This window comes from Coleofasciculus sp. D1-CHI-01 (genome assembly GCF_040218875.1).
In the GTDB taxonomy this organism is placed as follows: domain Bacteria; phylum Cyanobacteriota; class Cyanobacteriia; order Cyanobacteriales; family Coleofasciculaceae; genus Coleofasciculus.
In genome coordinates, this window is the sequence record NZ_JAVJQP010000050.1 from 75,016 (window position 1) to 88,125 (window position 13,110).

Sequence of the window (13,110 nt, forward strand, 5' to 3'; positions counted from 1 at the left end):
AAACCCGCCCCTACAATATAAATTTTGAATTGAGCAAGGTAATCAGGATGCTGTGACAATGCGATCGCGCCCTCCAGTAATTGCTAAATTCAGGGCTATCTGAGCCGCTTGTAGCACTTCTTTTGCCGTCTTACCATGTTCTGCAAAACTGGCTATCCCCACAGAAATGGTCAGAGAACCCAGGGATTGACCCCGATAGTCTAAACGAAGTTGCTGAATACTCTGTCGCAGTTGTTCGGCGCGTCGTTGGGTGACGGCTAACGCGGCTTCTGGTAAAAGTAGGAGAAATTGTTGACCACCATAACGACAGGCAATATCAGACGCCCGAACTTGGCTGGGTAATAACAACCCAATCTCGCGCAACAGCAAATCAGCTACAGATTTGCCAAATCGCTGGTTTAACTGTTCCATCTCATCGATTTCCAATAAGATTACCCCGATAGGCTTGGGTTGACGGTGAGACTTGCGGATTTCTCGTTCAAAGCATTCTTCCAGGTAACGTCGGTTATACAGTTTCGTCAGCGGATCTCGAAACGTCTGGGTTTTCAGCGTTTCTCGCAGTTTTAAGTTAGCTAATGCCAAGCCAATATGCTTCGCCACTTTCTCCGCTAATTGTCGAGTTTGGGCAATTCGCCCCCGTTGGAGTGAACTGACAGACAACAAACCCACGGTTTCTCCATGGGCAATCATGGGAACACAAAAAGTTTCCACGGCGGGAGAATTAGCGCGAATATGCTGGCAGTTTAAACAATACTGGGTGTCATCTACCAAATTAGCCTGTCCGCGTCGTAATGCTAGGCATTCGTGGGGCGAAAAGACCGAATCGCTCGTCAACGGGACAGAACCCCAAGTCGCGATCGCCTCCAGTAAGTTTTTTGAGGAGTTCATGACAAAAATCGCCCCAATTTCATCGGGAAAAAGGTGTTGGACTAAGGGTTCAATGGTTTTACATGCCTCTTCCACCGAATAACTGGATTGAAGTGAATCAATCAATTGTTCGAGTACAGGGGTATTTAATTGAGTTTGCATGCTTACCTGCGGTTTTCAACGGTGAGAGATTATCGTGATGCCCCTGATATTGGTTCTTCTATACTGGCATTGTTATTTGTCATTCGTCATTGGTCATTGGTCATTGGTCATTGGTCATTGGTCATTTAGTCGGGGCGGGTTTAGTTACATCTGGATGTAACCGAAAAGATAGTAGTGAAACCCGCCCCTACAACATCTTCCCTATCTTCCCCATCTAACACACCGAGCGTGTTACTGAGCGAAGCCGAAGTAAGTCGAGGTGTTCCCCATCTCCCTCACCTTCCCATTTACTCCGCCCCTCAAAAAATAGCTGCTTCTAGCTTCGATAGTGCCTCTTCTAGGTTGTCATTGACAATTTGCAGATCGAACTCATCCGCCGCCTCGATTTCAGCTTTGGCTCGTTCTAGGCGTCGTGTGATCGCCTCCTCACTATCCTGACCCCGCCCCCGAAGACGCTGTTCGAGTTCGGCGATATTGGGGGGTAGAATAAAGATACGCAATGCGGTGGGAAAGGTTTGTTGTATTTGCCTAGCTCCCTCTAGTTCAATTTCTAGCAGGACAGACTCACTCCGTTGAATATGCTGGTCTACGGGTTTGCGGGGTGTACCATAACAATTTCCCGCATACTCTGCCCATTCCAATAACTCATTGGCGCTGACCATCTGCTTAAACGTATCCTGACTGACAAAATAATAATGTTGTCCCTCCACTTCATGAGGGCGGGGTTGACGGGTAGTGGTTGAAATCGATAGGTACAGTTGCGGATGTCTAGTCAAGAGTAAACGGACTAGAGTTCCTTTCCCGACACCACTTGGTCCGGTCACTACAATAAGTCTGCCTGGTTTGATCATCGGTTTCTTGTCGAGTTAATTGGTACTGGTTACTCCCTCTTTGCCAATGACAAAGCGATGAGCAACCGTTTCTGGCTGAATTGCTGATAAAATGACATGGCTAGAATCGGTAATGATCACAGCTCTCGTGCGCCGCCCATACGTTGCATCAATCAGTTGTCCGCGATCGCGAGCATCTGTAATGATACGCTTAATAGGGGCAGACTCTGGAGAAACGATTGCCACGACACGGTTTGCCGAAACAATGTTACCAAAACCGATATTGATCAGTTGAATGTCCATGAAAAAATAACGGCAAAAGCCGCTTGAGGAGCGATTACGAGGGATTTGATTTCAATGTTATCTACAAAAATTTAGGCTTACAAGGTTAAATCACACAGAAAACCTGAATTTTCGGGTTGACGCTAAAAAAAGAGTAGATTTGCTTGCCATAAATGCGGCTTACTTGTCATCGGCTATTGAGTAGATAGTCAGACGACAACGGATACCAATTTATACGAGACACCGTTACACCCCATCACGAAGACATGCAACAGGTTGACTTTACGACCTTGACAGCCGCTTGTGCAGAGTTACAAGCGGGTTGGATACCAGGACGACTGGAAAAGGTTTATCAGCGCGATCGCTATACTATTGCTCTATGCTTACGAACACTTCAGGGTAGAGGATGGCTGACGCTGGCTTGGCATCCCCAAGCCGCCCGAATTTGCTTAGCTGATCCGCCGCCTCGCCTACCAGATACGTTTACGTTTAGTGATCAACTGCGACATCAGTTAAATGGGTTGGCGCTAGTCGGGATTCAGTTCATTGCTCCTTGGGAGAGGGTGTTAGACTTGCAATTTGCCCGACGCCCCGGAGATCCGATTCTCTGGCATCTGTATGTAGAAATTATGGGTAAATATAGTAACGTTATCCTTACAGATGCTAAAAATATCATCGTCACCGCCGCCCATCAGGTTAGTTCTCAGCAATCGAGTGTCCGTCCGATTCAAACCGGTCAGCCTTACGAACATCCGCCAGCATTGTTGGGGGATTTACCCAGTTTAAGTGAGTCCCAGGAGCGTTGGCAAGAACGAGTTAGCTTAGTTCCCGGAGCGTTAAAACGGCAGTTACTTAAAAGTTATCGGGGATTAAGTCCAGCTTTGGTGCGTTCTATGATCCAAACGGCTGATTTAGATCCCAACCAATCCACGGAAACTTTAGAGACAGAAGATTGGCAACGGTTATTTCAGCGCTGGCAAGAATGGCTGTGGGCGTTGGAGAATTGGGGTCAAGTTGTAGGGGCGGGTTTTACAGATAACGTCTTGGAGAAAACTGATCACTTAACTAAACCCACCCTGGTTGGGGAAGATGGGGAAGCAGAGGGAGCAGAGGGAGCTGGGGAAGCTGGGGAAGCTGAGGAAGCTGGGGGAGACAAGGAAGTTAACCGTTTACAACCGGGTTGGACTGAGGATGGATATAATGTGCTGGGTTGGGGTGTGGTTAAGCCTGCGCCAAATGTCCAGGTTTTATTACATCATTACTATACGGATCAACTGAATCGACAAGAGTTTAGCCGACTGCATAACCAACTGACTCAGAAAGTCAACAATTTTTTAGTGCGATCGCGCTCCAAGGCGTTAGGCTTTGAACAACGGTTACAGCAATCGGAACAAGCGGATGAGTATCGTCAACAGGCTGACTTATTGATGGCGCATCTGCAAGATTGGCAACCGGGAATGAACCAGATAACGGTTCTGGATTTTGAAACCAATCAACCGTTGACGATTTCCCTCGATCCCGACAAAAATGCCGTGCAAAACGCTCAAGCCCTCTATAAACGTCATCAAAAGCTGAAACGGGCGCGTCTGGCGGTTGCGCCGTTACTGCAAGAGGTGCAAGCGGAAGTTGAGTATTTGGAACAGGTTGAGGCATCCTTAATTCAGATTGATCGCTACACCACGCCGGAAGATTTGCAGGCGTTACAGGAAATCCGCGAGGAGTTGATTGGGCAAGGGTATTTGGATGTTCGATCTCAGCGCAGTCAGGATGGCACAGAAACCTCGGAACCCTATCGCTATCGCACGCCCAGTGGGTTTGAATTGTTAATTGGTCGTAACAATCGCCAAAATGACCAACTCACGTTTCGCACGGCTGGGGATTATGACCTATGGTTTCATACCCAAGAGATTGCTGGGAGTCATGTTTTATTACGCTTAGATCCGGGGGCGGTGGCGGATGAGGCGGATCTCCAGTTTGCGGCTGACTTGGCTGCCCATTATAGTCGAGCTCGTCAGAGTGATGTGGTGCCTGTGGTGTATACTGAGCCGAAGCATGTCTATAAGCCCAAGGGTGCTAAACCCGGAATGGCGATTTACAAGCGAGAACAGATCTTATGGGGGCGTCCTCAACAGGCTGAACTCTATCAGACGGCAGATATTTCTGGATAAAAATGTAAAGTTTGATAAAAACCGTATTCTCTGTTACGATAAAAACATGAAGAAATCTTAAGCTGTGCGCTTGGGAACGGGCAGCAGATTTCCTCCAAGAACGACAACGACATCTGTAGCACAAAAAAGACCATCTGTCAAGTTGATGGTCTTTTTCAGTTATTTGTCTTATGTCCTTCGTCCTTCGTCCTTCGTCATTCGTCAGGTATACCGTAGGGTGGGCTCTTGCGAAGTCGAAACCCACCCGCCTTAATTCAGCGCCAAGAAGAGGGCGGGTTTCGTTGTCTGGTTTAAAGTGTGTCTGTTCATTGAATCCCTAAACCCGCCCCTACGGGATCTCGGTTAACGATAGTGCCATTTGATAAAGGTGGCGTCGCGGCAGATTGGTAAGGTGAGATAATTGACGGGCGGCTTGCGATCGCGAGAATCTTTAGTTAGCTTTTAGTGTAAAGGTTGTCAGAAAACCTGAGTTAAAGTTGATGAACACGCAACTGATCAATTCACTGGTGCAAATTATTGAGTCCCTCACCCCAGAGGAACGCACCTTGCTGCTTGAGCAACTCAGCAGCAAGCGAATTCAGGTTACAGCAGGCGTATGTGGTGGACAACCTCGGATTCGCAACACGCGCATCCCCCTATGGACATTGGTAGCTTTCCGCAAGCAGGGGGCAGATGACGAGGAGCTTTTGCGAAATTATCCTACACTTACTAAAAAAGACCTGATTGCTGCTTGGGGATACTACGAACAACACCCAGACGAATGCGATCGCGCTATTGCTGCTATTGATCAGGATGGGGATGCTTAAGTTTTACTCTAACGAGAACTTTCCCATGGATATCGTCAGAGAACTCCGCAAACTGGGTTACGATGTCCTCACCTCCTACGACGCAGGACAAGCTAATCAAGGTATCCCTGATGAAGATGTTCTCACCTTTGCCATCCAACAAGAGCGAGCTGTTATTACCTTAAACCGTGATGACTTTATTGAATTACACCGTAGCGGCATCCGTTACATAAGACCTACTCAAAGCTGGTCAACCTTAGTCAGACCTAACCTTGAGGCTTACTTCCTGCTTCACTCTGGCAGTGACGGCACTCTTTCCAGTCCACAGGCTAACACCACCTAACTGGCGGCTTGCTCGCTTCTTGAGCGATGCATTCAAGTCTCTGTCGCATTCAAATCCGCAGTTGTCACACCGGAAAACCCGCTCAGATAGAGGCATTTCGTCTTTGACGGTGTGGCATCTTGAGCAGGTTTTGGTTGATGGATACCATCGATCTACCTCAACCAAGGTTGATCCGTACAGTTGACACTTGTACTCCAACTGGCGTTTAAACTCAAAAAAACCCATATCAGCGACGGCTTTGGCTAGCTTGTGATTAGCCATCATCCCGGACACATTCAGGTTCTCTACCCCTATCCTGCTGTGGTTTTGGGCTAAATAGGAGGTGAGGAAGTGCAGTGTATCTTTGCGGATGTTGGCTATCTTGCGGTGCAAACGGGCTATCTTGACTTGGGCTTTTTTCCAGTTAGAGGAACCAATCTGTTTATGACGATTCAACCACTGCAAACGAGAGAGTTTTTTCTCATACTTCCGGTAGCTTTTCGCCCCTTCTATCACAATCCCGGTAGACAACACAGCCAATGCTTTGATCCCCAAGTCAACACCCACTACAGGATAAGGCTTCGGGCGATTGACTGGCTCAAAGTCCATCTTAAAGCTAATAAACCATCGATCAGCCGTCCTGGATATGGTCACGGACTTGGGCTGAAATCGAACAGGTAGCCGCTCATAAGTCCTCAACCAACCAATGACCGGAACTCTAATCTTGAAGTGATCGAGTTGAATTGACCCATCTAGAGTGAAGCTGTCATGCTTTCCTTTACGCTTAAACCGAGGCGGTTTCTTGTTTTTCTTAAACGCATCCTTCCAGGCTTGGGCTAACTGCCTTAGCGCATACTGGGGAGCGCATTTACTCACCTCATAGTACCAAGGGCAGATAGGTTTAACCAGGGCTACCAACCACTTGTGCAGGTCAATCCCAGTGGGGAATTTAATTTTATCCTCTGGATTATCCCGATTGTGGTCAAGTATCTGTCTGGTCAGTCCCAGTCCCCAATTCCAAGCGTGTCGGGCAACTCCAGCGTGTTTGGCTAGTGCCGTTCGCTGCAAGTTGTTTAACCTTAACTCTGTCTTAAACCCTAGTAGCATAATTCGCTTCAGGCTTGTTTTTGGTGTTATTATATTAGTATACCAATACATACTGATATTGACAATGCCATTTCAGAAAAATCACAAACTGGGGGCTAAAAAAATATTAGATAAGCCCTTAGACAAGACTCCTATTTGCTTTAAAGGGTATGAAGGACAGAAGGATAAATTAAAATCCGTTCCCAATTGGCAGGAACGGATGAGGCAGTTTGTAAGTGAACTGATATCTGAACAAAGTGAGTAGATTTGCTGAGAGGTGAGTAGAGATTAGGTTATAGTTATTCACCCTCACAATGGCATCATTATCTGCAAAACGGATCGAGATTATGTTGGACAGGCACAAACTCTACATACTTACTTGCAAGAAGAACGAACCAAAAACCCTGTGGGAACGTTTCGTGATCGCCTAATTCGTGTCAAAAAGCAGAACCAGCCTAAATCGAGCCGTCAAGTGTTTGTGATCCAGGACTATACCAGGTAAGTGTTCGTGTACTAAGGTAACGAGAGTGCCATTTGATAAAGGTGGCGTCGCGGCAGATTGGTAAGGTGAGATAATTGACGGGCGGCTTGCGATCGCGAGAGTCCTTGGTTAATCAGTTGGCTGAGTTCGGCTTTGAGGGCGACTTCCGAGAGGACGGGGGTTTCAGCAGGTGCGCCAGCCAGGATTAGGGTAAATTCACCTTTGGGTTCGTGGTCAGTGTAATATGCGATCGCCTCTTCAATGGTGCCTCGCCAGAATTGTTCGTGTAACTTAGTCAATTCCCGCGCCAGGACGATTTGACGAGACGGACTAAAGATGTTGGCGAAATCTTCCAGGGTTTGCTGGAGGCGGTAGGGCGATTCGTAAAAAATTAACGTTCTCGATTCAGCCGCTAACACCTCTAACCGTTGTTGACGTTCTTGTCCACTGGCAGGTAAAAAGCCTTCAAACACAAATCGATCTGTAGGGAGTCCAGAGGCGCTGAGGGCAGTGATTCCCGCCGTAGCACCGGGGATGGGGATAACTGAGATTCCGGCTTCTATTGCCCCCTGGACAAGTTCATAACCAGGGTCAGAGATACTCGGCATTCCCGCATCGGTCACCAGTGCGATGGTTTTTCCTGTGGTTAACTGATTTAGCAATTCAGGTAAACGCTGCTGGCGATTGTGCTGATGGTAACTGATTTGGTTAGTTTTAATTTGAAAATGCTGCAACAGTTTTCCCGTGTGGCGGGTATCTTCGGCGGCGATAATATCGACGGTTTGTAAGATGCGTACCGCCCGGAAGGTCATATCTTCTAGGTTGCCAATTGGCGTCCCGACAACATACAGTGTCCCCATTTCTCTAATTTGATACCTGCTGACCTTGTTACTCTAGCTTTTTTTTGGGCTAGAATCGACAAAGACATCTTGAGTCGAAGTTACCAAAGGTGGGCTATCGCGGCTCTGCCGATACTGGCGAAGCATTTTATGGAGTAGCGTAGCGGCGGTTTTGGTTCTAGGGAAAGATTAGACAGACGGCTAATTTATTTTTTCAGAACCTTATTTGGAGATTATGGGAAATTCAGTCAAACCAATCCAAAAAATTCTTTTTGGCAGTCCCGGTACGGGTAAAAGTTATCAGGTGCGCGAGATTGCCCAGGAGCAACTAGGTATAGAATTTGATGAAGATACCAAAATTCTAAAGAATACAGTTAAAACTGTATTTCACCCTGAATACACTTATTCTGATTTTGTGGGTAAGCTATTACCGTACACTTATGGCAATTCTGTAGTTTACAAGTATTATCCTGGACATTTCCTACAGGCATTGGGTAAAGCATATCGAGGGTTAATTAAAAATCCCGAAGAAAAATATCTATTAGTGATTGATGAATTGAATCGAGGAAATGCTGCTGCTATTTTTGGATCAATATTTCAGTTATTAGATAGAGAAAATGATGGCTGGTCAACTTACGAAGTGGATATATCTGAGTTAGAAATGGTAGGTTTGTTTAATGCCATGGACTATAAAGCTAATATTACTGGTGATGGAGTGATACAGGTAGAGGATATAAAGTTAAAAATATTTTTCCGCGAATGGAAAAATGAAGTAGATAAATATTATTATTATGATTATTATGAGTATTATATAAATGGAGTAAGAATGCTAAAAAACCTAGAGAATAAAAAAATAAGCATTCCTCCAAATTTATCCATTATTGCTACTATTAACACCTCCGATGAGTCAATTTACTATCTAGACAGTGCTTTGAAGAGACGTTGGGATTGGGAGTATGTAGATGCTCCTAGTCAGGCTGACATAAAAAATAAAAACGTACCAGATATAATATCACAAGCAACCTTGGAACTAGATAATGGTGAGCATCTAAAGTGGTATCGATGTATTGTAGGCATCAATGAGTTTATCAAATCCCATCATCAAAGTATTAGAAGAGTAGAAGATAAACAAATGGGTTGGTGGTTTATTAAGCCTCATGATGGAAAAGTTTCGCTGGATCAAGTAAAAGATAAAGTCATGTTCTATTTGTGGGATAGTGTATTTGCCAGAGACAAAAGACCTTTAGTACAACTTTTCACAGAATCATTGAATAACATAAACTTAACTACTTATGCCGATTTCGTTATGCATGCAGAAGAGTTGATAAAATATATGCATGATAGTATGCCTGCTTTAGAGTATGAAACTGAGTTTTGAATAATGATAGATTTTCAAGAATTGCAATTAGAGGTTAATGAAGCCTATTCGTTTGTAGGTATAGAAAGACGAAAATTCCAGATAATCTTCTCTTTGCCTAAAGGATTTGATCCAAGCTTGTTTACTACTTACGACAGCAAGCGAGACTTGTTTTTTCAGTTTTATAGGATATTGAATCATTTCAAAGAAATTTGCCTCCAGAAAGATTATCTTAAAGCTGATATCAAAACTCAGGATAGGGATGGTGTAATCAGAAATCTGGGAAGTATTCAGCGAATCAGTTTACCTGATGTTGAGATAGAAGAAAATATTTTTTACTCGAAGTTAGATCTGATTGGTTCTATTCTAAACGCTTATGATGAGCTTAAAATATTGTCTTTGGCTGATAGGTTGGGAAAATCGGAGAAAATAGACTACAGCAAACTGCATTCATTTCTACACCGTGCGGTGTATCTGGATAACGGCGCAGCATATATTGATGCTATGACATTACCCCGGCAGATGATACATTACCAGTCCACTGATATCGTTGGTATGTACTGCTATATCCTGGTAGAAGTTAAGCAGCAGTTGCATGAAGAAATTAGCGGAGAAGTTACTGCTTTAGCCGAACGGTTTAAGCACAAGTATATTGATGCTGAGTCTGGCTTATTTCATGATGAGTATAGCAGTCAAACGGTTGATCGTCTTAAAGATGCACTGGAATTAATTGATAGAAACACTGCCCTTAAAGATACAGATTACTGGTATTTTTATGATGCAATTGAGTTATTTTTGCATGGGGAGATATCCCAAGCTGATGAAGGAGAAATTTGGGGAATAAAGAACTTTTATAGTGTTTGGGAGTCGATGTGCCTGACGTACTTGGCAAAGACAGTATCACCAGAATATATCTTGCACTTAGATACCAGATTCCTCTATACTAATGTAGTGTCATTAGCTAATAGTAATACCAAGATATTGGATCTAGCTAATGTCTTTAGTCTTAATGGTAGGCGATTAGTACCAGATGCGGTTATATTTTCTACTGGTTTCAACGAATTTAGGCATGAAGAAAAAAATACTTATTGCTTAAAATTAACAAAAAAAAGATGGGATGATTTAACCTATAAAACTAAATTAAATTGTGCGTTACCTGATGATTCTGAGGTTGGTTTGAAAATAGCCTATGAAGGTCAACCTCCATATAACCATACTTTTGAAGAGTTAGAAAAAGTTTATAACACTCAAAACAATCAACTCATTATTAATTTTCAATTGCCTAGCAATTTTTATTCTTTTTGGGAAATAGATCTTAAACGGTTAGATTCTAAGTTGCTAGATATGATGTTTAGGCTAAATCACATTTTTTACGTGGCTTTAAACAAAGCCATCTTTACTCCCAATCAATTTGAAAAATTTTTGTTGGATGAGTTTGGTCTTAATGAAGACTTGGATGAGTTTTGTCTTGATGAAGACAATGTATTTAATAACTCTTTGTTTAGACGTGGAACAATAATTTTAAGACTACAAAAAATAATTGATGAATTTACAAGTTTTTGCGGCACAGTATGCTCTTTGAAAGTGATTGACATAAAATACTTATCCCTAGCATACTGTCGTGATATTGATATTAAGAATCGTCGCGATCTTAAAGAAAAAAGTATCAGGAAACAATTTGTCTATGAATATCTATTGCAGCAATTTATTGGGGGCAATGATGGTTTTAAAGATTTAGAGATTAAGAGTGAGTTCTGGATACCTTCCTACCAAAATGATTCTGAGATCATCAAGGAAGTTGAGCCAGAGTACCTAGATGGATATATTAGTTTAAAAAATATCAATTTTGGCGCTATTGCTAATAGCTACTTAGATTAGCCGCAATGTCATCAACAAAAACACAACTCCTGGAACGAATAGAAGCGTTAGGGCTACAGCAAGCCCTCTTTCCCGCAAATGGAGAGCCAATTAATGAAATTGTAGACCAGCTAGAAAACCTCAATCCTATTCCCAACCCACTCCACCCCGACTCTCTCCCCTCTCTACTCGGTAACTGGGAATTGATCTACGCCTCAAGAGGAACCGTTGTTACCCGCCAACTGGCATCAATTCCAGATTTGGGGGGAACCCTAACAATCAAACGGGTGTGGCAAACGTTAGTTGCAGGTGATACCCAGAAAATCGTTGCCTCTAACGGCGCATTTCTGGACTTACCTCTGCTAGGAGAATGGCGGTTACAAGCTGATGGCGTTTGGATGTGGGACACTCCCGATCGCACTGCCAATGTTACCTTCAATGCATTTTCTCTGCAAGCAACCAAACCCTTTAATCTGGAAAACTGGAGCCTTCCTGAATTGAAAATCCCAGTCTGGGAATTCTTCCGCAATCAGGCTTTATGGACAACCTCCTACCTCGATTCAGAAATCCGGGTAGGACGAGGTGCAACAGGTAATCTGTTTGTCTTTCGTCGTCGCGATCGCCTCTGATACACAACCTTAACATTTATAGTCAGAAAGGGGAGAGCGCGACATAGAGGAAATTAACTAACCGACGTCTAAATTGAATCTATTCAATTATTTCCTCATATTGTGTGAGGTGATCTTCTCGGCGCTGTTTCATTTCCGCAAAAACCTCGGACAATGATTTTTTGTCTAGCCATTGATGGCGAGCCCTTGTGTAGTTGCCTTGACCAGGACTAAAATGCTGAATGAATCGTAGGGCATCAACAGCCCCTAAAGAATCAACCAAAGCTCAGAAATTAATCAAAGTCCCCCTTTTGAAGGGGGATTTAGGGGGATCTAAACTTTGGGCGCTAGTCATACAAAGTCTTAACTTGACACCAATGCACGTCTGTGCGCCCCTACCTTACCGCTGAATTTGAGCGAAGATTTCGTCTAATATCTCTTGCGCCCCTTGCTGACGTAATAGTTGAGCCAGTTCAACCCCTAATGCTTCCGCCTCAGTCGCCTCCCCGGTCACGGTATCTTTAATTAAGGTTGTCCCATCTAAACGGGCAACCATACCCTTGAGAATCAGGCTATTTCCCTTGATCTCTGTATTTACGCCAATGGGGACTTGACAACCGCCTTCGAGTTCTCGTAAAAATGCCCTTTCTGCATAACACCGTTGTGCGGTTGGGGAATGTTCAATAGCTTTGAGTACATCCAAGATTTCTGGATCATCCCCCCGACATTCTATGCCCAACGCCCCTTGTCCCACGGCATGGAGGGAAATCTCCGAGGGTATAACTTGGTGGATGCGATCGCTCATACCCAATCGTTTTAACCCAGCGGCGGCTAAAATCAAAGCGTCAAATTCTCCAGCATCCAGTTTCCCGAGTCGGGTATTCAGGTTTCCGCGAATATCTTTAAACGTGAAATGGGGGAAATGGTAGCGCAATTGTGCCAAACGCCGCAGGGATGAGGTGCCAATTACCGCACCTTCGGGAAGGGTATCGAGTTGCTTACCTTGGTGCTTAGCGTGAAGTACCAAGGCGTCGGCGGGGTTTTCGCGTTCCGTGACACACCCCAAGACTAATCCTTCTGGTAACGCGGTGGGCAAATCCTTGAGGGAATGCACAGCTAAATCAATCTCCTGATTCAGCATCCCTACTTCCAATTCCTTGGTAAAGAGTCCCTTATCACCAATCTTGGAGAGTGCCACATCCAAGATTTTATCCCCGTGGGTACTCATGGTCTGGACTTCAAAGTCCCGATCCGGGTAGTGTTTTTGTAGTTGTTCCTGTACCCAATAGGTTTGCACCAAAGCCAATTGGCTTTTGCGGGAACCGATACGAATCGTGCGAGCAGGACTGGTAACAGTGGAGGACATAGAGCGATCGCGTCAAACAAATATAAAGAGTCACCTACTCTAGACTACCGCAGTTTGGTCATTCGTTTTTTGTCCTTTGTCACTCTTCCCTCTTCCCTGT

The 13,110-nt window shown here is 44.4% G+C and carries 13 protein-coding genes and 1 pseudogene; 7 read left to right on the forward strand and 7 right to left on the reverse strand.

Annotation, left to right across the window (positions count from 1 at the left end; all coding sequences use genetic code 11):
* Positions 1–42 precede the first annotated feature (42 nt).
* On the reverse strand, positions 43–1,029 hold the full coding sequence (locus tag RIB93_RS09660) for a GGDEF domain-containing protein (RefSeq protein WP_446372589.1): 987 nt from the start codon (positions 1,027–1,029) through the stop codon (positions 43–45).
* Here RIB93_RS09660 and RIB93_RS09665 point away from each other — a divergent pair.
* Complete coding sequence (locus RIB93_RS09665; protein WP_446372590.1) at positions 1,018–1,158, forward strand: hypothetical protein; 141 nt, start codon at positions 1,018–1,020, stop codon at positions 1,156–1,158. The genes RIB93_RS09660 and RIB93_RS09665 overlap by 12 nt on opposite strands.
* A 170-nt stretch (positions 1,159–1,328) precedes the next feature.
* Here the strand turns inward: RIB93_RS09665 and gmk are convergent, their stop codons facing one another.
* Both gmk and remA read right to left on the reverse strand, forming a co-directional pair.
* Positions 1,329–1,880 carry a guanylate kinase gene (gene gmk / locus RIB93_RS09670; protein WP_446372591.1) on the reverse strand — a complete coding sequence of 184 codons (552 nt, stop codon included), beginning with the start codon at positions 1,878–1,880 and terminating at the stop codon, positions 1,329–1,331.
* A gap of 15 nt (positions 1,881–1,895) precedes the next feature.
* Positions 1,896–2,162, reverse strand: coding sequence for an extracellular matrix/biofilm regulator RemA (gene remA / locus RIB93_RS09675; protein WP_446372592.1), 267 nt, complete (start codon positions 2,160–2,162; stop codon positions 1,896–1,898).
* A 245-nt stretch (positions 2,163–2,407) separates the two neighbouring features.
* On the opposite strand from remA, the gene RIB93_RS09680 reads away from it, so the two are divergent.
* On the forward strand, positions 2,408–4,309 hold the full coding sequence (locus RIB93_RS09680) for an Rqc2 family fibronectin-binding protein (RefSeq protein ID WP_446372593.1): 1,902 nt from the start codon (positions 2,408–2,410) through the stop codon (positions 4,307–4,309).
* Between the two features lie 328 nt (positions 4,310–4,637).
* Here RIB93_RS09680 and RIB93_RS09685 read toward each other — a convergent pair.
* Positions 4,638–4,718 (reverse strand): annotated as a pseudogene (locus tag RIB93_RS09685) (hypothetical protein); the annotation flags it as partial.
* A 70-nt stretch (positions 4,719–4,788) separates the two neighbouring features.
* Between RIB93_RS09685 and RIB93_RS09690 the strand changes: the two are divergent.
* The gene (locus RIB93_RS09690) at positions 4,789–5,115 is read left to right on the forward strand and encodes a DUF433 domain-containing protein (protein WP_446372594.1); all 327 of its coding nucleotides are present in this window, start codon (positions 4,789–4,791) and stop codon (positions 5,113–5,115) included.
* On the forward strand, positions 5,108–5,437 hold the full coding sequence (locus RIB93_RS09695; protein WP_446372595.1) for a DUF5615 family PIN-like protein: 330 nt from the start codon (positions 5,108–5,110) through the stop codon (positions 5,435–5,437). The genes RIB93_RS09690 and RIB93_RS09695 overlap by 8 nt, the downstream gene beginning before the upstream one ends.
* Here the strand turns inward: RIB93_RS09695 and RIB93_RS09700 are convergent.
* Entirely contained in the window at positions 5,351–6,523 is a 1,173-nt protein-coding gene (locus RIB93_RS09700) for an RNA-guided endonuclease InsQ/TnpB family protein (protein ID WP_446372596.1), read from the reverse strand. The genes RIB93_RS09695 and RIB93_RS09700 overlap by 87 nt on opposite strands.
* 492 nt (positions 6,524–7,015) lie before the next feature.
* Positions 7,016–7,843: a 16S rRNA (cytidine(1402)-2'-O)-methyltransferase gene (rsmI, locus tag RIB93_RS09705; protein ID WP_446372597.1), complete on the reverse strand. Its 828-nt coding sequence runs from the start codon at positions 7,841–7,843 to the stop codon at positions 7,016–7,018.
* A 214-nt stretch (positions 7,844–8,057) separates the two neighbouring features.
* On the opposite strand from rsmI, the gene RIB93_RS09710 reads away from it, so the two are divergent.
* From RIB93_RS09710 to RIB93_RS09720, 3 genes are read left to right on the forward strand one after another with little or no spacing between them, the layout of a single operon-like run.
* Positions 8,058–9,200, forward strand: a complete 1,143-nt coding sequence (locus RIB93_RS09710; protein WP_446372598.1) for an McrB family protein — start codon at positions 8,058–8,060, stop codon at positions 9,198–9,200.
* A 3-nt stretch (positions 9,201–9,203) separates the two neighbouring features.
* The gene (locus tag RIB93_RS09715) at positions 9,204–11,057 is read left to right on the forward strand and encodes a hypothetical protein (RefSeq protein WP_446372599.1); all 1,854 of its coding nucleotides are present in this window, start codon (positions 9,204–9,206) and stop codon (positions 11,055–11,057) included.
* A gap of 5 nt (positions 11,058–11,062) precedes the next feature.
* Complete coding sequence (locus RIB93_RS09720; protein ID WP_446372600.1) at positions 11,063–11,665, forward strand: PAP/fibrillin family protein; 603 nt, start codon at positions 11,063–11,065, stop codon at positions 11,663–11,665.
* Between the two features lie 379 nt (positions 11,666–12,044).
* Here the strand turns inward: RIB93_RS09720 and hemC are convergent, their stop codons facing one another.
* Entirely contained in the window at positions 12,045–13,010 is a 966-nt protein-coding gene (gene hemC / locus RIB93_RS09725) for a hydroxymethylbilane synthase (protein WP_446372601.1), read from the reverse strand.
* Positions 13,011–13,110: the final 100 nt, after the last annotated feature.